19 protein-coding genes and 2 pseudogenes are annotated in these 22,278 nt (G+C 34.5%); 8 read left to right on the forward strand and 13 right to left on the reverse strand.

Annotation, left to right across the window (positions count from 1 at the left end; all coding sequences use genetic code 11):
- Positions 1 to 17 precede the first annotated feature (17 nt).
- From AC1DCD_RS06860 to AC1DCD_RS06875, 4 genes and pseudogenes are all read left to right on the forward strand, one after another.
- Positions 18 to 1,259 (forward strand): hypothetical protein, encoded by a 1,242-nt coding sequence (locus AC1DCD_RS06860; RefSeq protein ID WP_008447082.1) that lies wholly within the window; start codon positions 18 to 20, stop codon positions 1,257 to 1,259.
- A 93-nt stretch (positions 1,260 to 1,352) separates the two neighbouring features.
- Positions 1,353 to 1,508, forward strand: a pseudogene (locus AC1DCD_RS06865) (TetR/AcrR family transcriptional regulator); the annotation flags it as partial.
- Between the two features lie 120 nt (positions 1,509 to 1,628).
- On the forward strand, positions 1,629 to 1,997 hold the full coding sequence (locus AC1DCD_RS06870; protein WP_231725348.1) for a hypothetical protein: 369 nt from the start codon (positions 1,629 to 1,631) through the stop codon (positions 1,995 to 1,997).
- A 78-nt stretch (positions 1,998 to 2,075) separates the two neighbouring features.
- Positions 2,076 to 2,411: pseudogene (locus AC1DCD_RS06875) on the forward strand (transposase); the annotation flags it as partial.
- A 745-nt stretch (positions 2,412 to 3,156) separates the two neighbouring features.
- Here the strand turns inward: AC1DCD_RS06875 and AC1DCD_RS06880 are convergent.
- The 3 genes from AC1DCD_RS06880 to AC1DCD_RS06890 all read right to left on the reverse strand — a co-directional run bounded on the left by AC1DCD_RS06880 (position 3,157) and on the right by AC1DCD_RS06890 (position 6,146).
- Positions 3,157 to 4,299 carry a cytochrome d ubiquinol oxidase subunit II gene (locus tag AC1DCD_RS06880; RefSeq protein WP_008446993.1) on the reverse strand — a complete coding sequence of 381 codons (1,143 nt, stop codon included), beginning with the start codon at positions 4,297 to 4,299 and terminating at the stop codon, positions 3,157 to 3,159.
- On the reverse strand, positions 4,296 to 5,825 hold the full coding sequence (locus AC1DCD_RS06885) for a cytochrome ubiquinol oxidase subunit I (RefSeq protein ID WP_464639919.1): 1,530 nt from the start codon (positions 5,823 to 5,825) through the stop codon (positions 4,296 to 4,298). The genes AC1DCD_RS06880 and AC1DCD_RS06885 overlap by 4 nt, the downstream gene beginning before the upstream one ends.
- A gap of 102 nt (positions 5,826 to 5,927) precedes the next feature.
- Complete coding sequence (locus tag AC1DCD_RS06890) at positions 5,928 to 6,146, reverse strand: DUF4492 domain-containing protein (protein WP_008447150.1); 219 nt, start codon at positions 6,144 to 6,146, stop codon at positions 5,928 to 5,930.
- A 191-nt stretch (positions 6,147 to 6,337) separates the two neighbouring features.
- Between AC1DCD_RS06890 and AC1DCD_RS06895 the strand changes: the two genes are divergently transcribed.
- The 4 genes from AC1DCD_RS06895 (at position 6,338) to AC1DCD_RS06910 (ending at position 11,250) form a co-directional block, all read left to right on the forward strand.
- Positions 6,338 to 7,834: a TolC family protein gene (locus AC1DCD_RS06895; protein ID WP_464639921.1), complete on the forward strand. Its 1,497-nt coding sequence runs from the start codon at positions 6,338 to 6,340 to the stop codon at positions 7,832 to 7,834.
- A 68-nt stretch (positions 7,835 to 7,902) separates the two neighbouring features.
- Complete coding sequence (locus AC1DCD_RS06900; RefSeq protein ID WP_353585875.1) at positions 7,903 to 8,886, forward strand: HlyD family secretion protein; 984 nt, start codon at positions 7,903 to 7,905, stop codon at positions 8,884 to 8,886.
- 4 nt (positions 8,887 to 8,890) lie between these two features.
- Positions 8,891 to 10,063 carry an ABC transporter permease gene (locus tag AC1DCD_RS06905; RefSeq protein ID WP_464639924.1) on the forward strand — a complete coding sequence of 391 codons (1,173 nt, stop codon included), beginning with the start codon at positions 8,891 to 8,893 and terminating at the stop codon, positions 10,061 to 10,063.
- A complete protein-coding gene (locus AC1DCD_RS06910; protein WP_464639926.1) occupies positions 10,060 to 11,250 on the forward strand; it encodes an ABC transporter permease in 1,191 nt (396 codons plus the stop codon). The genes AC1DCD_RS06905 and AC1DCD_RS06910 overlap by 4 nt, the downstream gene beginning before the upstream one ends.
- A gap of 64 nt (positions 11,251 to 11,314) precedes the next feature.
- Here AC1DCD_RS06910 and AC1DCD_RS06915 read toward each other — a convergent pair whose 3' ends face one another.
- The 10 genes from AC1DCD_RS06915 to AC1DCD_RS06960 all read right to left on the reverse strand — a co-directional run bounded on the left by AC1DCD_RS06915 (position 11,315) and on the right by AC1DCD_RS06960 (position 22,026).
- Positions 11,315 to 12,136 carry a hypothetical protein gene (locus tag AC1DCD_RS06915; protein ID WP_008447038.1) on the reverse strand — a complete coding sequence of 274 codons (822 nt, stop codon included), beginning with the start codon at positions 12,134 to 12,136 and terminating at the stop codon, positions 11,315 to 11,317.
- A gap of 109 nt (positions 12,137 to 12,245) precedes the next feature.
- A complete protein-coding gene (locus AC1DCD_RS06920) occupies positions 12,246 to 13,154 on the reverse strand; it encodes a dihydroorotate dehydrogenase (RefSeq protein WP_019035443.1) in 909 nt (302 codons plus the stop codon).
- A 29-nt stretch (positions 13,155 to 13,183) separates the two neighbouring features.
- Positions 13,184 to 13,954 (reverse strand): dihydroorotate dehydrogenase electron transfer subunit, encoded by a 771-nt coding sequence (locus AC1DCD_RS06925; protein WP_353585877.1) that lies wholly within the window; start codon positions 13,952 to 13,954, stop codon positions 13,184 to 13,186.
- 170 nt (positions 13,955 to 14,124) lie between these two features.
- Entirely contained in the window at positions 14,125 to 14,580 is a 456-nt protein-coding gene (locus tag AC1DCD_RS06930) for a YqaA family protein (protein ID WP_353585878.1), read from the reverse strand.
- Positions 14,568 to 15,497 (reverse strand): hypothetical protein, encoded by a 930-nt coding sequence (locus AC1DCD_RS06935; RefSeq protein ID WP_353585879.1) that lies wholly within the window; start codon positions 15,495 to 15,497, stop codon positions 14,568 to 14,570. Before AC1DCD_RS06935 ends, AC1DCD_RS06930 begins: the two co-directional genes overlap by 13 nt.
- Positions 15,498 to 16,766: a phosphoribosylamine--glycine ligase gene (purD, locus tag AC1DCD_RS06940; RefSeq protein WP_464639929.1), complete on the reverse strand. Its 1,269-nt coding sequence runs from the start codon at positions 16,764 to 16,766 to the stop codon at positions 15,498 to 15,500.
- A 43-nt stretch (positions 16,767 to 16,809) separates the two neighbouring features.
- Positions 16,810 to 19,032 carry a S9 family peptidase gene (locus AC1DCD_RS06945; protein WP_464639931.1) on the reverse strand — a complete coding sequence of 741 codons (2,223 nt, stop codon included), beginning with the start codon at positions 19,030 to 19,032 and terminating at the stop codon, positions 16,810 to 16,812.
- Positions 19,033 to 19,035: 3 nt separating this feature from the next.
- Positions 19,036 to 20,490 (reverse strand): THUMP domain-containing class I SAM-dependent RNA methyltransferase, encoded by a 1,455-nt coding sequence (locus tag AC1DCD_RS06950; RefSeq protein WP_464639933.1) that lies wholly within the window; start codon positions 20,488 to 20,490, stop codon positions 19,036 to 19,038.
- Positions 20,474 to 21,418, reverse strand: a complete 945-nt coding sequence (locus AC1DCD_RS06955; RefSeq protein WP_019035450.1) for a serine O-acetyltransferase — start codon at positions 21,416 to 21,418, stop codon at positions 20,474 to 20,476. The genes AC1DCD_RS06950 and AC1DCD_RS06955 overlap by 17 nt, the downstream gene beginning before the upstream one ends.
- Before the next feature lie 134 nt (positions 21,419 to 21,552).
- Positions 21,553 to 22,026, reverse strand: a complete 474-nt coding sequence (locus AC1DCD_RS06960) for a low molecular weight protein-tyrosine-phosphatase (RefSeq protein ID WP_464639935.1) — start codon at positions 22,024 to 22,026, stop codon at positions 21,553 to 21,555.
- Positions 22,027 to 22,278 lie beyond the last annotated feature (252 nt).

Below are 22,278 nucleotides of genomic sequence, written 5' to 3' on the forward strand. Positions count from 1 at the left end.
TTAAAACAAAAAAACGTATGAAAATCAAGATGTTATTGTCAGCCATTGCACTTTCCGTACTGGCTGCATCGTGTGGTAGCGACGACAACGTTACGCCTCAATCCAAGAAAAATACTGGTGCCAATGCTTTCCAAGGCATTGTTTTTGCAACAGGAGTTACCAACCCCGAAGGCAACAACGGCAGCGTGTACATGCAAGCACTTGCCGACATGACCCCCGGGAAGTACAACAACAAAAACGCCACACCCACAGGATTTGGTTCAACACCTATCATCACACCAAGTGGTAATTTATATTCCTTCCCCGATTATATGGGGAACTCCAAGGCAGAGATTACCCGATACAACATTGATGCGCAAGGCAACTTTGTACAAAAAGGCACATTGTCCATCCCAGCAGGAGCTGCTGCCAGCAATGTGGTAGAACTGAATGAAGAAAAGGCTTACGTTAGTTTTCAAGGTTTGGGAAAAATCATGGTATTTAATCCGCAAACCATGAAAAAACTGACAGAGATAGACCTTAACCCTTTAGCACACAAAGACACCAAGGTAGCCCCAGCTGCCATGATTATCCGAGACGGCATGCTGTTTGTTGGGCTTAATCAGTTTAATGCACAGTGGATGCCAACCTCCAACACCATAGAGCTTGCCATGATTGACACAAAGACAGACCAAGTAAAAAAGCACATTACCAACACATCTTTAGGCATGAGTTTTGCAACACGCCCCATAGACGCCAATTCTATCTTTATGGATGAGAACAAAGACATATACTTCAACTGCATTGGAGCATTTGGCTTTATGCCTCAACTTCCTGGAGGCATTGCCCGCATTAAGAACGGAAGCGAAGAGATAGACCCCACATACTGCATTCGGTTCGACCAAACAGAAGTAAAGGGCTTATCGGCTAAAAAGGGTGAATTTGCTGCAACCACATTTTACGGAGGTAAAGGCAAACTATACGCTTATCTAAACGCTTATGGCTTAGATCCTAACGCCATGAGCAATCCGTATCTATCAATGACCAACGTACCCGTGGAGATAGATTTATACCAAAAAAGTATTACCAAGATAGAGGGAATGGAGGTTGGTAACCCTCAAGGAACAGCCATTGGTAAACACAAAAATTTAATTGTTTTTGGGAGTGCCAACAAAAAAGCAAATGGCTTTTATACCTACAATCCGGAAACAAAGGAAGTAAAAGGACCTGTATTGGAAGTAATGGGTAATCCGAGCTTCTTTTACAGTTTTGCTAAATAAAGGAAAATAGAAGATTGAGTCTGTTCGTTGCTTCTGCTTCAGAATTCCAAAAGAACAGACTCAAACTTTTTCGCAGTACAAAATACGCTCAACATGCAAACACAAAAAGACGAAATCAAAGAACGAATCATCGCTGTTGCCCGACAAGAGTTTATTGCGAATGGAGTGAAAAACACATCTATGCAACGCATTGCATCACTTTCGGGCATTGCGGTTGGCAACATATATCATTATTTCAAGAGCAAAGACCATTTATTTAGGTGTGTCATACATCCCTTGTTCAAAGCCTTTGAAGCCTATCGGCAAAATGCCAACCAGGCATCATACGCCACATTAGACGTTTTCAGATACGACTCATATTTGGAAGGCATGAAAGAATTGGTCGCATCGTTAGTTGTTCCCTATCGTAATGAATTAAAACTTTTGCTGAACGAGGCTGCCAATACCTCACTTCATCATGCCGTTGACAAGATGATAGAACAACAAAGTATTGACGGAATGAACTACATCAAACGAATGAAGCAGCAATATCCGTGCATTAACGACCAAATATCACCTCATTTTCTCCGTGTGCTTTGCAATTTATGGAAAGAAGTAATTAAAGAAATTGTAATGCACGACAATCTGACGCCCAAAGAACAAGAAAGCCTTATCCTCGATTACGTTAAATTTGACGTGGGTGGCTGGAAATACATGCTGAACATTCAGGACACATTGGACTTAGAAAGCGGAGACTAAATAACAAAGATTCCAATATCTGTCACTCTTGAGAAATAAAAAAGAGAGACAACTGTAGATTCCTTGTGGGGATACTAACATTTTGTTACTTTTGTAGACAGGTGGGAAAAGAAGTATCCAACCCTCAAGAAATACAAGGCAGAAAGAAATACGGCATACTTCACATATATGGACTTCCCAAAAGAAGTGCAAAGGTGTATATACACGACTAACAGGATTGAAAGACTCAACAGAAAGTATAAAAGGACTATCAATATGAGAACATCCATGACATCAACACAAGCTGTTATATTTCTCTTGGGATCAGTGGCAATGGAAGAAACAAAAAATGCTTACAAAAAGAAAATATACCAATCTAAAAGTTGGAAGAATATAAACGAAAATGGAAATACAAAGGATAAAAGAGAAGAATAGCTTACACACTTTTAAGGAATCGAGTAGGAGGTAAACACTAATCATAGGTGTTTATTTCCTACTTTCGTGTTCACCGACCTCTCACACCACCGTACGTGCCGTTCGGCATACGGCGGTTTCGTACTTTTACACCTCACGGTGTGTGGCAAGTTGTTTTCAGCTATCCCTTTGAGTAACGTCACTTCTATCCTATTGTCGGATTCCGTCCTATCGTCTTGGATAGAGAGTTCCTTTCGGACATCTGACGAAGTGGTTCGCAGGGTAGCATTCATTTACTATTGCACTGCACGATTCGGTCCTTCCCTGTAGGCACACGTACCTTGGGTACTATGACCTCTGCTGACTTCTCACGGCAAGCTTTACTCCGCTTCTTTCGTAAAAGCAACTATTTGAAACGTCCGTGAGACCTCCTCGGATAAGAACATTATCTTTCCATCTTATACCTACTTCATTTACACCGACCATTCCGAATAGCTATGGGACTTTGATTTGTCTGGCAATCTTATCCATGGTCATATGCCTTATATGAAGTTTCTGTTCGTTAGGCCAGATGTTTGCCGCCGGCTTCCTTCAGATTTCACCTCACGATGAACACCCTTGCCTTTGGCTATGTAATTCCCGCTATTAGGGCTTACTCGGGACTTCCACCCATTAGATAATGCTCATGCCGAGCGTACCAGTATCAAATAAAGGCTCATACCTGTATAATGAGATATGAGCCTTTATTTTATATAATTATTTTAACTTAATAAGATTCTTCTTTACCGGTAACATCTTTTTTAGATATACCACCTATATCTATCTTACGCCATGCATAAACAATATATGCAAGAACAAATGGTACTAAGAAACTTACAAAGAACATTGTCTTTAGTGTAAACTCGCTCGAAGAGCTATTCTTAAGAGTTAACGAGCTTTGTAGATCTGCCGTAGAAGGATAATAAGCTGTATTATTCCAACCTGCAATAAGCAATAGTACAAGCACTACAAGAACTACACCAATACCTGCAGGCCAAATACCACGCACATAGTCTGCCTTTAATATAGTTTTTATAACTCCAAAGAGCAACAAAACAACACCTACCAACAACAGGCAGAGCAATGGCCACATAGTAATAAGATTATTAAAATACTTCATCGACTCCATTACTATAACTCCAGAATCGTTTACAGCATAACCTTCACCTATCAATGTCTTTAACAAGAAAGGTAAAAAGAACAAAAGGAAAAGTACTGTATTTATTAAAAGATGCTTCTTTACTCTACCACGAATAGCCTCATCGTGCACATTATTATTAATATATAATGTTCCCAATATACGAGCTAAGAACACCACAGCAATACCAAAGATTACAACCCAAGGATTAAGCAATACATCAAGACCACGCGAGCCATTAGCCCAACGAGAAATAACAGGATGCAGCCCACTTGTTAAATTAACCTTCTCTACAATAAAGTTAGACCCGGTAAAGAAAGTTGCCACTGCGCCACCTAACAACAAAGGCCCTAATATTCCATTAATAATCAAACATACCTGAAAAGTCTTTACGCCTAACAAGTTGCCAGCCTTATTCTGATATTCATAGCTCACAGCCTGAATAATAAAAGAGAACAATATAGCAACCCATACCCAATAAGCACTACCAAAACTGGTACTATAAAACAAAGGGAAAGATGCAAAAAATGCGCCACCAAAGGTAACAAGCGTCGTAAAGGTAAACTCCCATTTACGCCCAGTAGAATTGATAACTAACCTACGTTCAACATCATCTTTTCCTAACTGGAAAATCATGGAATTTGCACCTTGTACAAACATCAAAAAAACTAATAGCGATCCTAATAAAGCGATGATGAACCACCAATAATGTTGTAAAAAATCGTATGTCATAGTTCTGGCCCTTTCTTTATTTGTTTACACATAATACTAACTTCTACCGCAAGCATTGTTGTAAACAATACTAAGAACAGGAAGAAGGTGAATGCTACGCCACCACTTGAGATATCACTTACAGATACCCATGTTGGCAACATGTCTTGAATAGTCCATGGCTGACGCCCCATCTCGGCAACAATCCAACCACTCTCACTTGCAATAAAAGCTAATGGTATAAGAGCTATACCTACATAGTGAAGCCACTTTGCTTTAGCAATATCTTTTTTATAAACGAAGAAAATAATAACTATAAAAGCAAGAACGAACAATGAGCCTAAGCCTACCATTATACGGAAAGACCAGAATGTTATAGGAATATGAGGTACTATCTGCTGAGCATTTTTGATATAACCATAACCAAAATATTTCATATCACGCTCTAAGACTTTTCTATTAGCTTCCTTATTCTTACCAGCACGAAAATCTTTCAACGCCTTAATAGCATTACGTCCACGAGCCATCTTTTCAGCTAAAGAAGGTTGTTTTACGCCCTTATGATCAGTATAACCATTAATAATATCATGCACTCCGGGTACAAAACCGTTAGCATCATGAGTAGCTAATAACGACAACATATTAGGTATCTTTATGCCCTTAACCTCTTTTGGCGAAGCCTCTATATTAGGCTGCTCTGTAACACCTGCTATCGCTGTTAAGCCTTGTGCATTACCACCTGTGTAAAGAGCCTCCATGGCAGCAAGTTTCATTGGCTGAGTCTGAGCCACCATATAAGCAGAATTATCACCAGTGAAAGCCGCTAATAAAGACGATACTAATCCTACTATAGCTCCTATCTTTATACTTTGTCGAGCCAACTCTGTATGCTTATTACGCAAAAGATACCAACAACCCACACCTACAGTAAAAGCTGCACCTAACAGCCATGACGAAGTTACGGTGTGAGTAAACTTATCTATTGCAAAAGGGCTTAAAGCTACATCGGCAAATGATGTCATCTCATTACGCATTGTCTCTGGATTAAAAGAACAACCTACAGGATCTTGCATCCAAGAGTTTGCTACTAATATCCACCATGCTGAAATAGTAGCTCCTAAGCCTGTAAGCCACGTAGATGCTAAATGAAAGCCTTTTGACACCTTATTCCAACCAAAAAACATAACTGCAACGAAAGTAGATTCCATAAAGAAAGCAAGAATACCTTCCACTGCAAGTGGAGCTCCAAAAATATCTCCAACAAACCATGAGTAATTACTCCAGTTTGTACCAAACTCGAACTCCAAGATAATACCTGTTGCTATACCTATAGCAAAGTTAATACCAAAGATACGTTGCCAAAACTTTGAAGCAGTACGCCAAAAATCTTTACCTGTGCGATAATAGCACGTTTCCATAATACCCATTATAACCGCCAAACCTAAGGTTAAGGGTACAAATAACCAGTGATACATTGAGGTGAGTGCGAATTGTGCACGCGACCAGTCGATTGTACCTTGGTCGATTGCTAAAAGCAAATGTTCCATACTTTTTTATAATTAAATTTATATTTTATGTTACTATTATTTCAGTTAATATTCTATATTATACAAAAAATCTTGTTCACAATAAGGCTAAACACACTTCACCTACTGCCTTTTTATCAATTCTTTTCCTACAAAATTGGCCTCTTGCCCTTTGACTGTTTTTTCTTTAAGAAAGTTAGGAAAGAAAAAGACCCGAAGAATTGCAAACATAATAAAAAGCTTAATTATTATGATCAACCACAAGGTTTTACCTATCGTCATGTGTCGAAAGCCATCATAGTATAAATCGAAAGCACGATACCAAAAACTACATTTCTTCATAAATAAAAATCTTCTTCTTTTGTGTTTTATTCTATTTCTTTGGCAAAAATAAGTATTTTTTTCTGCACAATGGTCTATTCTTCTATAAAATTATATACATTAACGCAAAAAAACGTATGAACCCTATTTTCACTTTGAACTAAGAGAAAAAAATTGCTACCTTTGCTTATTATTAGAAAAATCAGATTTAAATGAAAAAGTTATTGCTATTTTTAATATTAGGCTCACTCTCCTTAAGGGCATCAGCACAGGATACTATTTCTATAGAAAAGTGTCATGAGTTAGCTATACAAAATAACAGACAGTTGCAAATATCAAAACTTACAAAAGAAGTAGCAGAAAACACTTATAAAGTAGCAAAGACAAAATATCTTCCACGAGTAAACGGTTTGGCAAGTTATGAACATTTTTCTAAAGAAATTTCATTATTAAACAATGAACAAAAAAACATCTTGTCTAATCTTGGAACAAACTCAATAGGGCATTTAGGGTCGGCTATTGAAAATAACCTCACCTCTCTTACAAAACAAGGTATCATTTCAAGTAATACCGCATCACACCTAAAGCAAGTACTCAGCGGTGTAACCACTCCACTTTCACAAGTGGGTGATAACATAGGAAACCAAATAAAAGAAGCTTTCAGGACAGATACAAGAAATATTTATAATGCTGGGATTATTTTTTCACAACCTATTTATATGGGGGGTGCTATTAAAGCCGCTAATGATATGGCTATTATTGGTAAATCGGTAGCCTCCAACACTATGGAACTTAAACGGCAGATGATCTTATATGCCGTAGATAATGCTTATTGGCTTGCTGTTTCATTAAAAAAGAAAGAAATGCTTGCTACTAAATACAAAGATTTAGCTAAAAAACTAAGTGATGATGTACAAAAAATGATAAAAGAAGGCGTAGCAACAAAAGCTGATGGATTAAAAGTAGCTGTAGTTGTTAACACTGCAGAATTGCAATTATCACAAATACAAAGCATAGAAGCAATAGCAAAGATGGCTCTATGTGAGCTTTGTGGCATAGCCTTAAATAGCGACTTAATCTTAAAAGATGAACAAGCTCAGTCTATCGCTCCTCTTGATAATATAGAAGAAACAACCCCTTCCGCATCTGCAATATATGCACAACGTCCAGAATTACGACTACTTCAGAACACCATTGATTTAAGCAAACAAAACACAAAAATAATAAAATCACTATACTTACCACACATTCTCTTAACAGGTGGCTACTCTGTGATGAACCCAAACCTTTTTAATGGATTTCAAAACAAATTTACTGACTTATGGAATATAGGTATAGTAGTGCATGTTCCTATATGGAACTGGGAAGAAAGAAAATATAAAATAAGAGCTACAAAAGCAGCAACCAATATTGCTAACTTAGAGCTTCAAGATGCAATACAGAAAATAAATTTAGAGATAGAACAATATCAACTCCGTCTAAAGTGCGCAAAAAAACAACTTTATACCGCTAAAAAGAATTTACAATCAGCAGAAGAAAACCTTAGATGTGCTAACATTGGCTTTAAAGAAGGAGTGATGACCGTTACAGAAGTAATGCTTGCTCAAACGGCATGGCAAACAGCAAAAACAGCTATTATAGACTCTGAGATAGCAGTTAGATTAGCACAGACAGGACTGCAAAAGGCATTAGGAACTATTGACAATTAAACACACTGACTTCTGAAAAGTATATAATATTTTTTTTAATCATCTCTCTACTTAAATATTAAAATAAAATGAAAAATAAATCACAAAAAAGTAATATTCTTTTAGCCGTTTTAGGCTTTATAGCTGTAGTAGTAGCTGCCGGACTAATAGGCTATTTTACCATGAGTAAACCTAAAGAGATTATTCAAGGAGAAGTGGAAGTAGAAGAGTACCGCGTTGCTTGCAAGCTCCCAGGTCGTATAACAAGTATTAAGGTAAAAGAGGGCGACTTTGTACATAAAGGTGATGTTTTAGCTGTTTTAGCTATCCCTGAAGCAAAAGCACAGGAAAAAGTAGTAGAAGCTACAGCCGATGCCACTTCTGCCTTGAGCGACTTAGCCTCAGCTCCTACTCGTAAAGAAGCTATAGATGCCGCCTTCCAAGTATATCAGCAAGCTATTGCAGCAAGAGATATTGCAGAAAAAACTTATGGTCGTATGCAACGATTATATGAAGAAGGGGTGATGACTGCACAAAAAAAAGATGAAGCCTTAGCAGCTTTCCAAACTACAAAAGCAGGAGTAGAAGTGGCTAAATCTAATTTAGAACTTCTAAAAAGTGGTGCACGAAAACAAGCTAAAGAAGCTGCCAAGAAACAAGCACAAGCAGCTAAATCGGCTGTAGGTGTTGTGAAATCTATATTAAAAGAAACGGTACAGCGTGCCACTAAAGATGGAGAGGTAGATGAAATCTATCCAAAAGAAGGAGAATTAGTTGGCTTTGGAAGTCCAATTATGAATATTTTGCTCACAAACGAGGTAACTGGAGTCTTTAATGTTCGCGAAGATCAATTAAAAAGACTTAACAAAGGAAAGACCTTCAAAGTATTTGTTCCTGCACTGAATAAAGAAATAACAATGGTAGTAACTAATATTAAAGATGCTGGGTCGTATGCTGTTTGGAAAGCCACAAAGACTAATGGGCAATACGATTTAAGAACATTTCAAATAAAAGCAAAGCCTACACAGAACGTAAAAGGATTATTAAATGGTATGTCTTTAATTATAAAATAAAAGAATGAGAACTATCATTCATAATATTTTAAGAATATCTATTCGCGAGATAGGATTTATGCGTAGAAATCCTATATACCTTACTTGTGCTATCATCTTTCCTTTGCTTGCTATAAGTTTTTTTACGTCCCTTATGTCAGAAGGGCAACCACAACAAATACCTATAGGCATTATCGATAATGACCACACCCCTACTACACAAAAGATAGCTTTAAAATTAGAGTCTTTACAAGGCACAAAAATAACATCTTACTATACTAACACAACTATGGCTCGAGAAGCTGTACAACGTGGAGAAATATATGCCTATTTATTAATACCAAAAGGTACTACAAAAAAGCTATTTACTAAACGTCAGCCTATTATCTCTTTCTATTACAGCAATGTAACATTATTAGCAGGAGGTATGACTTTTAAAGATTTAAAAACTATCACAGCTCTTATAGCAGCATCTGTCGGAGCTGAAAAATTATCAATGCTTGGCAAAACGTCTCGTGAGATAAGATCTTTTTTACAACCAATTGCGCTCGATATTCACATGATACAAAACCCATGGTTAAATTATAATGTATATTTAAGCACTATAATGATACCTGGAGTGTTAAGTATTTTTATGCTGCTATTAACAGTGTACACTATAGGAAAAGAATTGAAATTTGATAGATCGAAAGTTTGGTTACGGCTCGCTAATAATAATATAATAGTGGCTTTAATAGGAAAATTGCTGCCTTTATTTCTAATTTTTCTCATTATTTTTTGGGGATTTGAATGGTATATATACGGATATTTATGTTTTCCACATGCTGGCGGCTGGCTTAGATTACTAAGTTTAGGCTTATTAATGGTTACATCATCTATAGGGTTTGGAGTGTTTGTGTTTGGATTGATACCATCTTTGCGTATGGCTATGAGTATATGCTCGCTATGGGGAGTGTTAGGATTTTCTGTTTGCGGAGCTACTTTCCCCCTATTTGCTATGGATCCTATCATACAAGGAATAGCACAAATAGTACCTTTACGACATTATTGGATGATATATCAGGCAAGCATTTTCAACGGCTATCCCATTGTAGATGTATGGTATAATGTAATGATACTATTAATATTTGCAGTTTTACCACTCCTTGTTATTTTTAATATTAAACGGGCAATGCTCAATTTCGTATACATACCATGAAAAATGCCTCTAACAACATCATAACTTTATTCTTTCGAGTACTCTTTAAAGAGTTTAAAATTATCTTCACTGACGAAGGTATATTGATGTTTGTTTTTATTGTACCCTTATTTTATCCTTTACTCTATTCTTGGATTTATAACAACGAAGTTGTTAGAGAAGTACCTGTAGCTGTAGTTGATATGGCACATAGTAAATCTTCACGAGATTTTGTTCACGATTTTAACGCCTCACCTTCGGTAGAAGCAACTTATTATTGTAACAATTTAGAAGAAGCAAAAGGGCTTGTAAAAAAACAAATTGTAAAAGGCATTTTATACTTTCCTCATGAATATGATAAAAATTTAATTAATGGAAAACAAGGCATAGTTAGTATTTACTGTGATATGAGCTTAATGCTTACCTATAAATCTATATATCTGGCAGCTTTAAACGTTTCATTAGAACAGAATAAAAAAATACAAAAACCTAAAAGTTTGAGCTTCACAAAACACGAAGAAGATCTAAACACAGAGCCTATAATAGTGAAAGATAAATCCATTTACAATATCACAGAAGGATATGGTAATGCTATTTTACCTGGCGTATTAATATTAATTATCCAACAGATATTGATGCTTAGCATTGGGTTATCAGCAGGAACAATAAACGAACATAAAGATAAATTTTATTTAAAACTAAAAAGTTCTATGGGAGGAATATACTTATTAACTTTAACAAAAACTATTGCTTATTTCTCTATATTTACTGTTTTAGTATCATATATAACAATAGCCATTCCTCACTTCTTTGGCTTTACTATGCTCGCTACACCTGTTCCTTTAATTTGCTTACTAACACCTTACTTATTGTCTGCTATTTTCTTTGCTATGATAATATCTTTCTTTGTACGTTTGCGAGAAAATGTAATGCTTATTATCGTGTTTACCTCTGTACCTTTTCTATTTATGTCAGGAGCAAACTGGCCATTAAATAATATTCCAAGTTTCTGGCAAGGAGTTAGCTGGCTTATTCCTTCCACATTCGGTATTCGAGGGTATCTCACTTTAGCTTCATTAGGAGGTACTTTGGAAGACATCTTACCTTATTGTAGATATTTATGGATACAAACTTTTTCTTATTTTTTCATAGTTATAATATTTAATCTTATAACTATAAATAAGCCTCATAAAAATAAAAATATATAATAATTATAAAGGAGATACGCTTCTATAGAAGCATATCTCCTTTATAAAATAATGACATAAAACCCTAGAAATCTTCATCAACACTTACGTCTTCAGCACGAAGATCAAGATCTTCTGCACTTTCATCAAACGTAGTGCGGTAACTTTCTTCTGTTAGTTTGTCATCATCAAACCCATCATCTTCATCTTCTCCTACCTTTTGTTTCTCTATAAATTTATCATCTTCTCCCAGATCTAAATTATCATTTTCCTCTTCTAAAGAGTCTTCATCAAAGTCATCATCTAATTTAAACTTTCCTTTACTTAATTTGATGTTCTGCTTTTCTTTAACAAAAATAGCTTCTACCCAAGTGCCTTTAGCTACCTCTAATACCTCATAACCATCTTCTACCTTCTTTTGATACAACCCACCTGGCTTCTTTAACCTATCTACTGGTAAGGTTGTAGTGCTAACATCAAAAGAACTGTTTATAATGTCTTGTACACTTTGAGGAAGACTATCCCAGCCTCCACCAAAGTTGCGCTCAAGAACCTCTACAACCTTTTTAGCCGAAATATGTCCAATATTTTCCCATGTCAAGTCAGTAATACGTAAGATAGGCTTCTTTTTAATAGCCCATGTAAAATAAGTGCTTTCATCTATATAAATATCTGACACCTGATATCCAAGAGCCTTATATTTCTCTAATACTTCGTTTCTCTTAATTTTAACCTCTTCAATAATAAAAGCACTCTTAATTACATCTACATAATGACGCCAATTTTCCTTAACGTCACCATCACGTTCTGCTTGCGCCCAAAGACGAAAAACATCACTTTCTTGTATATCCCAAACTGTACTTTTTGTCAAGTTCTTTAAAGATAGTGCTTCTCCTTGTCTACTCATTTTTATATCTCTTATAAATTTCTATTAACAACCATTTTAAAAGGTGATGCAAAAGTAAATACTAAAAGCTAATCTTCCAAACATTTTCTAAAAAAACAATAGAATATCTTTAATCTATACACCCTATAATATCTGTTAATGCCTTACAACCATGATTATCAAGCCATTTATTAATGCCTTTACAAACTTTAATTGACACCATTGGATCTACGAAATTAGCCGTTCCTATCTGAATAGCTGTTGCCCCTGCCATAAAAAACTCAATAGCATCTTCTGCTGTAGAAATTCCACCTAAACCTATTATGGGGATCTTAACAGCTTTTGCTACATCATTTACCATTCTTAAAGCTACAGGCTTAATGGCTGGACCACTAAGTCCTCCTGTACGAATACTAAGTTTAGGGCATCTACGTTCAATATCTATAGCCATACCCATTAGAGTATTTATAAGCGACAACCCATCTGCCCCCTCATCTTCACAAGCTAATGCTATAGATGCTATATCGGTAACATTCGGCGATAACTTAACTATTAAAGTCTTATCATAACATGCACGAACAGCCTTTACTACTGCCGCAGCTCCAGAACAAGTTACACCAAATGCCATACCTCCTTCTTTCACATTAGGACAAGATATATTAAGCTCTATTGCTGATATTTGCTTCAATTCATTGATTTTTTTAGATGCCTCTGCATAAGTCTCAGGAGAACTTCCACTAACATTTACTATAAACTGAGTATTAATATCCTTCAATTCAGGATATATATGATCACAAAAATAATCTACCCCTTTATTTTGTAATCCCACACAATTAAGCATTCCATGTTTAGTCTCAACCATTCTGGGATAATCATTTCCCTCACGAGCATATAAAGTAGTTCCTTTTACAAAAATACCTCCCAATTCTTCTAAAGGTACAAGATCTGCATATTCTAAACCATATCCAAAAGTTCCACTTGCTGTAGTCACTGGGTTTTTCAAACTTAAGGAAGAAATATTTACGTTTAAATTAGCCATTATATTTTTCTTTTAACATATACCTAAACTTACCAACTCAATCTCCTTACATCAAAAACAGGTCCTTCTTTACACACACATACATTTCCATCTATCGTCTTTTCTACACAACATAAACATGCACCTAATCCACAAGCCATCATATTTTCTAAAGAGACTTCACACGAAACTTTTACATGTTTTGCATAATGTGCTACAGCTACCATCATAGGCTTAGGGCCACAAGTGGCAATATGGTCAAACGACATGTTTTTTAAAACAGAATGTTGAGTAACAAACCCACGTTCGCCTGTAGTTCCATCTTCTGTGGTTATAAAAACTTCTCCATACCGTGCAAATTCCTTTATTTGGATAATATCCGTCTTAGTACGATACCCTAAAAGGAATATAGGTTTTCCACCTCTTTCCTTGATAATTCTACCATAATATAACATTGGAGCAACACCTACTCCTCCTCCTACAAGAAGTATCTTCTTTCCTTTTATATTATTTACACAAAAACCCTTGCCTAAAGGAAAAAGACAATTCAGAATATCTCCTTCTCGCAAAAAAGATAACGCCCTCGTACCTTCACCCACAATGGCGACAAGCAACCAAAGCTCATTCTTATCATAATCTACAAAATGAATAGAAATAGGACGACGCAGATAAGTAGCTGGAGACTTATCCACCCTTACTTCTAAAAATTGTCCTGGTAATATTTCGGGAAGAGGAGTATTACTAAAAAGTTTAAGTAAAAAATATTTATCGTTCAACTGCTCAAACGATGTTACAATAAGATCTATAAGAAGCTTCTTCATTACTGAATTTTATTTATTTAATGCAAATTTACAAAAAAACTTAGTAAAGGTAAACACTAAAAGAAACACTTGGTGCTATTTTACTTGTAAATAGCACTTTTCTACCATAAATATGTATGAAACATATCTGTAAAAATACTATTTAAAATATAACTTATATTGTTTATCCTCTATTTAAATATTCCTGCACTATATATCAATAATATATAGCGCCCTGTTTTACTTATAGCTATACTTATAAAAGACACTAAGATATTTGCATGAGTATAACCTAAAACAATTGTTATAACATCACCTATAAACGGAATAGAGGATAGTAAACCACCGATCCATGCACCTTTGCCTTCCATAAACTTTTCTGTTTTATGGACATTTTTAGTACTAACATGTAAATATTTCTCTATCCATTCTAACTTGCCTAATCTGCCTATACCATAATTTATCATACTCCCCAAAATATTGCCTATACTACCATAAACAATTAAAGCCACAGGATTAAGTCCTGCAGCATACAAAGCCAATATAACTACTTCACTGCTAAAAGGTAATATTGTAGCAGCTAACAAAGCTGATATAAACATTCCCCAATAACCATATTGAATAAGAATAGGGATTAGAAAATCCATAGATTATATAAAGTTACAAATATACAACTCAGCCATAATATACAAAAAAGCCAATTTGTAAAACGCGTTTTAGTAAGTGCAAAAAAATGCCCAATGAGAGGAGCTGTACTAACAATAAGTAAACTTTGAATATAAATAGCTTGTTGTGGCTGTAACAATAAAAACACAAATGCTCCAAAATTGCAACTTACAAAGGCTTGACAAAACAAACGCGTTCTAATAATGTCATTACGACGCTGACGTAAATAATGTATAGTACCTATAACACAACAGATAGAAATAAAAATAAGTGATATAGCTTGATGAAAAGGTATAACATCAAAATCTAAAGGTCTACCAAATTCTAATAACTTTCCGAAGTGAAAAATAAACCATTCAAGGTTATCCGTAATACCTAAATATAATAGTAAAAACCAATAAGGACATAATATTCCAAAAACAGAAGCTACAAAATTATGCTTACTCATAGATAATAGGCTAAACCTCATTACTATCCATAAAAGAGGTAAGAAGTAAATAACCTGAACCCAGACTACACTTATAATACCTATACAAAGAAAAGCATAAAAAATATAACCTGGAGAAATTGACTTTTGATAAGATTTAAAAGCCAATGTAAAAAATCCCACTTCTCCTAACGTCACAATACCTTGTGGAAGTAAAGAGAAATGGACTGCATCTAATGTAGCTAAAATAAGAAACGAACACGAAACCATACGACTATAAATACGGATAAGCCCATTATTATTATTTAAGCTCATCATAAGGAATGTAGAAAATAACATACACAAAGCTGGTAATAAAACCTCTGTATTATTGTATATTGCTATCACCCACACAAGGGAAAAAACAGGTAACACAAAGGTGGTTGTCCATCTACTTTCTGCTATCCTATTCTGAAATCGTTTTTTCTGCATTTATAGATCAAATCCTATATCTTTTCTAAAATATTTATCTTTAAATTCTATCTTGCTCGCCCCTATAAAACTTCTTTCTAAAGCTTCTTCTTTAGAATTTCCATAAGACGATATTGCAATAACACGTCCACCATTTGTTTCTAACAAATTATTCTTAATCGTAGTACCACTATGAAACACTATAGAATCTTTTACAGCCTCAACACCTGTAATATGCTGACCTTTTAAATAAGTTCCTGGATATCCTCCACTTACAAGCATTACACATACTGCTGTACGATTATCAACAATAATCTCTTTAGTATCAATATCTGTATTAATCACACCTTCAAAAAGATCTACAATATCGCTCTTTAATCGTAACATCACACTTTCTGTTTCAGGATCGCCCATTCTACAGTTATATTCTATAACCATTGGATCGCCATTCACGTTTATTAAGCCGAAAAATATAAATCCCTTATAATCAATGCCTTCCTCTCTCAAACCTTCTACTGTAGGACGAATTATCCTATCTTCCACCTTCTTCATCCACTCTTCTGTAGCAAAAGGTACAGGAGAAATACTACCCATTCCACCAGTATTTAAACCTGTATCACCTTCCCCTACACGCTTATAATCTTTTGCTTCTGGAAGAATTTTATAATGAACGCCATCAGTAAGAACAAAGACAGAACATTCAACACCACTTAAAAACTCTTCTATAATAACTTTAGAAGAAGCTTTACCAAACATACCACAAAGCATATTTCTTAGCTCTTGCTTTGCTTCTTCTATTGTATCAATAATAAGGACACCTTTACCAGCAGCTAAGCCATCAGCTTTAATAACGTAAGGTGGAGTTAATTTTTCAAGAAAAAGTAATCCTTCTTCAATATTTGTATTATCAAAAGTTGAATATGCTGCTGTGGGAATATTATGTCGCAACATAAAAGCCTTAGCAAAATCTTTAGAACCTTCTAAAACCGCTCCTTTCTTTGATGGACCTATTACAAATATATTAGCTGTACGAGGATCGTTTTTAAAAGAATCATAAATACCATTAACCAAAGGAATCTCTGGACCTACTACAACAAGTTCCACCTTTTCATCTATAGCAAAATCCTTTAATTTTTCAAACTCATTTACATCTATATCTACATTTTCACCTACTAGTTGAGTACCTGCATTACCTGGAGCAATAAATAATTTTTCACACTTATCACTCTGAGAAATTTTCCATGCTAATGCATGTTCTCTACCACCATTTCCTAATAATAATATTCTCATATTTACTTCAATTATAGGCAACTTATTTTTTGATAAATAGTTTTTACTTATTATGTCCAAGAGGTTTTAAATAATCTTCAAAATATTGTGTAATTCGCTCATGCAAATGAACACTTTGATGACCACGCATGTTATGAGGTTCGCCAGGGTAAACAAAGAAATCAGGTTGAGTTCCTGCAAGAATACAAGCTTTAAGAAATGAGTAAGCGTGCTGTGGCACTACCACAGGATCATTTAGTCCTATAACAATTTGCAATTTGCCTTTTAAATCTTTAGCCTTTTGTAACAAAGAAGTTTTAGCATAACCTATTGGATTTGCCTTTGGAGTATCCATATAACGTTCCCCATACATTATCTCGTACCATTTCCAATCTATCACAGGTCCACCTGCTACACCAACCTTAAATACATCTGGATAATTCGTCATTAGAGATATTGTCATAAAGCCACCAAACGACCAGCCATGTATACCTATACGATCTTTATCAACGTAAGAAAGCGTATGTAAATATTTAATACCTTCCATCTGATCTTTCATCTCTTCCTGACCAAGATTGCGAAAAGTTACTTGTTCAAACTCTTTCCCGCGATTATCACTACCACGATTATCAAGAATAAAAAGCAAATATCCCTTTTGTGCCATATAAGTTTCCCAACCGCGTGAACCATAATTCCAACGGGCATCTACATTGTGAGCATGTGGACCACCATATACATAAACTATAACAGGATACTTCTTTGCAGGATTAAAATTAATAGGTTTAACCATACGATAATAAAGATCCGTTTTACCATCAGAAGCCTTTATTTTCCCACAAGAATATTCTGGTACGCTATAACCTTTCCAAGGATTTGGTGATGTAAAATAATGTAATGTATTTATTTTATTTCCCAATGTAATAAGATCATATTGCTTCGGCAAATTAGGCTCACTATATACATCTATAATCGTATTACCTTCTGGACTTAATAAAGGATTATGATATCCTTTTCCATTATCAAGTAACCTACGTTTTCCAGTTTCTACGTTTACCATCCATGTGTTAATTTGAATAGGATTACATTCGTTAGACGTATAAATTATACTCTTCTTTTTTAAATTAAATCCTATAATTTTCATAACAACCCACTTTCCTTTAGTCAATTGTTTTAACTCCCTACCATCTTCGCTAAAAAGATATAAATGATTATAACCGTCTTTCTGACTATACATAACAAACTGATGATCATTCCAAGGTAAAAAAACTATAGGATGAGTAGGTTCTACATATTTTGAATCTTTTTCATGATAAAGATTGGCTATCTTCTTACCTGTATATGCATTATAAGCTGTTAGGTAACAATCATTCTGATCACGATTAAGCTCAAACATATAAATAATATTTTCATCAGGACTCCATGTTATATTTGTAAAATAACGATCAGTTGGATTACCTGTATGAAGATAAATTGTTTTATCTGTATTTATATCATAAACTCCAACTGTTACCTTATGAGATTTTTTACCAACCATTGGATATTTTATTAAAGAAACCTTTGCTGCTTTTGTTTCTCCATTTGTAGGAACATATCCTATCTCAGGAACATCTACCAAAGGATAATTTGCCACCATACTTTGATCCATACGATAAAATGCTAAACGATTACCCTTAGGACTCCAATACAAACCTCCATTAATACCAAACTCGTCACGATGTACACTCTGACCATAAACTATATTAGAGGAACCATCTTTTGTTAACTTATGTTCCGCTCCAGATGGATCTATAACATATAGCTGGTCATCTTGAACATATACTGTAGAATGGCTTTGTATATTAAACTTTCTCACTTGAGCCTCTTTTTGTAGCTCTATTGTATCTATAATCCTATGAGTTTTAAAATCTATCATATAAATACTCTTTCCATTTGATACTTCTACAATAGATTTATCAGCAAAAGGAAATGATACATAATATAAATTTCTTATTTTAGGTTGATCGTCTATAGGCAACTCTGCCCATGCATTGATTTCTCCAAGAGTAAAAAGAGGAGATTCCTTTCCGGTCTTCAAATCAATTAATTTACAAACATCAAAACCTTGTCGCACAACTTTATCTCCCCAAAAAGTCAGATAACGCCGCTGGGGAGTCATTTTATAATAGTTTTTACCACCAAAATTTAGGTCTTCTAAAGTAAACAATTTCTGTGCTATAGAACTTTTAGGACAAAAAAAGCCAATCATAATAATTATCCCAACAAGATTTGCAAACCTTTTCATATTCATTTTTTAATATTTTTTACCACGAAAGCCTCCACGCTTTTTATTTTTATCAAATCGTTTTCTAACATATATATTCTCATCTTCAGCAAATTTGGCATAACTGTCATCTATACTTCTAACATTATTAGAACTACGTTTACGATTATTCTTTTTTACCTTAGGTTCTAAGCTATGAAATATAAATGAACGAATATCTCCTTCCGCATTCTGTTCGCTTTCAGTAAGACGCTTTTTGAAATTACGTTCTTTCTTAAACCGATGTTGTTGCGCCATTTCACGCTTTTCATCTTCAGTTTTTATAACACCACCTTCTTTGCGGAAAACCTTCATCTTACCATCAAACATTTGATAACGCCTAAACTCACATTCCAGCGAACCATTATATAAAGGAATCTTAATACTAGGTTTCAAACATATTTGACGAAAACATTCCTCACGATAAGAAAGTATCCAAGCATCATTACCTATAAAATTATGCTTTAAACTCTCGCCTATTGTCTTATATGTTCCAAGTAGATTTGGTGTAGAAATTCGCTCTCCATATGGAGGATTCATTATTATAATACTCTTATTTTCTGGGCTTTTAAAATCCTTAAAATCTTGCTGTTTTATACTAATATGCTTTGATAAACCTGCAGCAGAAATATTATGTTTTGCTATATTTACACATTTCATATCTATATCATAGCCATAGATATGATGTTCAAACTCACGTTCTAAAGAATCGTCATTATAGATTTTATCAAAAAGATCTTGATCAAAATCTGACCATTTTTCAAAAGCGAATTCCTTACGATATACTCCTGGCGATATATTACAAGCTATTAAGGCTGCTTCGATAGGCAAAGTTCCCGACCCACACATCGGGTCAATAAAATCTGATTCTCCTCTCCAACCTGTCATCAAAATCAATCCTGCTGCTAACACTTCGTTTAATGGAGCTTCTACACTTTCTTGTCTATACCCTCGTCGATGAAGAGATTCTCCACTCGAATCTAAAGAAAGAGTAGCATCAAAACCTGATATATGAATATTTAAACGAATATCTGGATTTGTTACAGATATATTTGGACGAAGCCCAGTACGTTCACGAATTTGATCAACAATAGCATCTTTAACTTTATAAGTAACAAAACGTGAATTAGTAAACTCATCAGAATAAACAACAGAATCCACTGAAAAAGTTTTTCCTTTTTCTATATATTTATCCCAATCTATCTTACTAACTTCATTATACATATCATCTGCACTAGTAGCCTTGAAGTGTATAATAGGTTTAAGTATACGAATAGCCGTGTGTAATTGGAAATTGGCCCTATACATTATTTCCTTATCTCCTGTAAAAGTTACAACACGACGACCTATTTGCACATTATTAGCTCCTAACTGTATAAGCTCCTGTGCAAGAACCTGCTCAAGTCCCATAAAAGTCTTGGCTATCAATTCAAATTCCTTCTCCATTATAGAAATCGATGTCTAAAATATCTATTTTATTTTGTTTATACTTTTTAGAATAAGGCTTCATATCAGATGTAACCCAAACATTTGCACCAACAATACTATCATGGCCTATTGTAACACGCCCTAGAATAGTTGCATTGGCATATACTATTACCCTATCTTCTAATATAGGATGTCGCAACATACCTTTTATAGGATTACCCTTTTTATCAAGCGGAAAACTTTTTGCCCCAAGGGTAACACCCTGATAAAGTTTTACATTATTACCTATTACACATGTTGAACCTATTACTACACCTGTCCCATGATCAATTGTAAAATGTGTACCAATAATTGCAGAAGGATGAATATCAATACCCGTTTCCGAATGTGCCATTTCTGTTATTAAACGTGGTATAAGAGGAACTTTTTCTATTTGTAACTCATGCGCAAAACGATAATTTGTCAAAGCCTTAATTACAGGATAACAAGAAATAATTTCTCCCCAACTCATTGCTGCTGGATCACCATCATAAGATGCCTTAATATCTGTAGAAAGAATTTTGCGCAACATAGGAAGTTTTTCTATTATCCTAACTGATATAATTTCAGATTCTTCTTGCATACAAATACGCATATAAGCATCATTTTCACATTTACAGTCTTTTATAAAACATAGACCTGCTAATATTTGTCTACTAAGCAACTTATGTAAACGCTCAACATCTACTCCTATCTGATATTGTACTGTATGTAAATGAACTATAGAATTGCCAAAAAAGCCTGGAAGCAAAATAGACCTTATTAACTTAACTATCTCCTCTAAATCTCGTGCAGAAGGCAATGGATCTCCATCTTTGTGCTCATGGAAAAGACCTTCTAAAGACTTTTCAGAAGACAACTCATCTATGGTGTTTTTGAGTTGTTTGGTAAAATCAATATTATCCATTGCTTAAATAATTGATATACTTAAATATAATTATTTTGCAAAGATAAGCATAAATCTCTAAATTATTAACTAACCTACAACTTTTATTTTCTTTAGGTTTTATATACTACATATAATTAACTACTAAAAATTAGTTATTTCAAATTATTTAAGATTCCTTCGCACCCATCTTTAATTAAGTCAAGCGCTTTGTCAAATTCTTCAATTCCTCCATAATATGGGTCTGGCACTTCTTTATAACCCTTAAACTTTACAAAGTATTCTGCTATACACTTTACCTTTGATTTGTAAATATTATTTTTAGTTTGAGATATTATATTGCTATAATTTTTTTCATCCATAACAATAATAATATCAAAATGAGCAAAATCCGTAGCAGCATTAAACTGCCTTGCACGATGAGTTAACTTATAGCCTTGCTTAGCCCCTCGTTCTCTCATACGCTTATCTGGCAACTCTCCTAAATGCCAATCTCCTATACCTGCAGAATCTACCTCATATTTATCAGATAATCTCTCATCATCTACCATTTTTTGCATAATAGCATGAGCAGCAGGTGAACGACATATATTACCTAAACATATAAATAATATTTTTTTCTTTAACATATTCTTACAATCTAAGCCCATCTATACTTATAAAATTCAGTTAATTCCCTACCTTAAATATTATAAAAGCTTTACTAAACCACGTATACTATAACAAAACATAATTCACTAACAACATATCATACTATTTAAATTCATTAAATATTTTTGTTAATTAAGCAAATTATTCTTGAACATAATCGAGTAGGAGGTAAACCCTAATCATAGGTGTTTATTTCCTACTTTCGTGTTCACCGACCTCTCACACCACCG

The organism is Prevotella sp. C0209C1 (assembly GCF_056583855.1).

Bases quoted from the DNA above. Each gene is read 5' to 3' on its own strand.
- AC1DCD_RS06860 (WP_008447082.1), top strand. From the start codon at position 18: ATGAAAATCAAGATGTTATTGTCAGCCATTGCACTTTCCGTACTGGCT.
- AC1DCD_RS06870 (WP_231725348.1), top strand. From the start codon at position 1,629: ATGAAAGAATTGGTCGCATCGTTAGTTGTTCCCTATCGTAATGAATTA.
- AC1DCD_RS06880 (WP_008446993.1), bottom strand. From the start codon at position 4,299: ATGACATACGATTTTTTACAACATTATTGGTGGTTCATCATCGCTTTA.
- AC1DCD_RS06885 (WP_464639919.1), bottom strand. From the start codon at position 5,825: ATGGAACATTTGCTTTTAGCAATCGACCAAGGTACAATCGACTGGTCG.
- AC1DCD_RS06890 (WP_008447150.1), bottom strand. From the start codon at position 6,146: ATGAAGAAATGTAGTTTTTGGTATCGTGCTTTCGATTTATACTATGAT.
- AC1DCD_RS06895 (WP_464639921.1), top strand. From the start codon at position 6,338: ATGAAAAAGTTATTGCTATTTTTAATATTAGGCTCACTCTCCTTAAGG.
- AC1DCD_RS06900 (WP_353585875.1), top strand. From the start codon at position 7,903: ATGAAAAATAAATCACAAAAAAGTAATATTCTTTTAGCCGTTTTAGGC.
- AC1DCD_RS06905 (WP_464639924.1), top strand. From the start codon at position 8,891: ATGAGAACTATCATTCATAATATTTTAAGAATATCTATTCGCGAGATA.
- AC1DCD_RS06910 (WP_464639926.1), top strand. From the start codon at position 10,060: ATGAAAAATGCCTCTAACAACATCATAACTTTATTCTTTCGAGTACTC.
- AC1DCD_RS06915 (WP_008447038.1), bottom strand. From the start codon at position 12,136: ATGAGTAGACAAGGAGAAGCACTATCTTTAAAGAACTTGACAAAAAGT.
- AC1DCD_RS06920 (WP_019035443.1), bottom strand. From the start codon at position 13,154: ATGGCTAATTTAAACGTAAATATTTCTTCCTTAAGTTTGAAAAACCCA.
- AC1DCD_RS06925 (WP_353585877.1), bottom strand. From the start codon at position 13,954: ATGAAGAAGCTTCTTATAGATCTTATTGTAACATCGTTTGAGCAGTTG.
- AC1DCD_RS06930 (WP_353585878.1), bottom strand. From the start codon at position 14,580: ATGGATTTTCTAATCCCTATTCTTATTCAATATGGTTATTGGGGAATG.
- AC1DCD_RS06935 (WP_353585879.1), bottom strand. From the start codon at position 15,497: ATGCAGAAAAAACGATTTCAGAATAGGATAGCAGAAAGTAGATGGACA.
- purD (WP_464639929.1), bottom strand. From the start codon at position 16,766: ATGAGAATATTATTATTAGGAAATGGTGGTAGAGAACATGCATTAGCA.
- AC1DCD_RS06945 (WP_464639931.1), bottom strand. From the start codon at position 19,032: ATGAATATGAAAAGGTTTGCAAATCTTGTTGGGATAATTATTATGATT.
- AC1DCD_RS06950 (WP_464639933.1), bottom strand. From the start codon at position 20,490: ATGGAGAAGGAATTTGAATTGATAGCCAAGACTTTTATGGGACTTGAG.
- AC1DCD_RS06955 (WP_019035450.1), bottom strand. From the start codon at position 21,418: ATGGATAATATTGATTTTACCAAACAACTCAAAAACACCATAGATGAG.
- AC1DCD_RS06960 (WP_464639935.1), bottom strand. From the start codon at position 22,026: ATGTTAAAGAAAAAAATATTATTTATATGTTTAGGTAATATATGTCGT.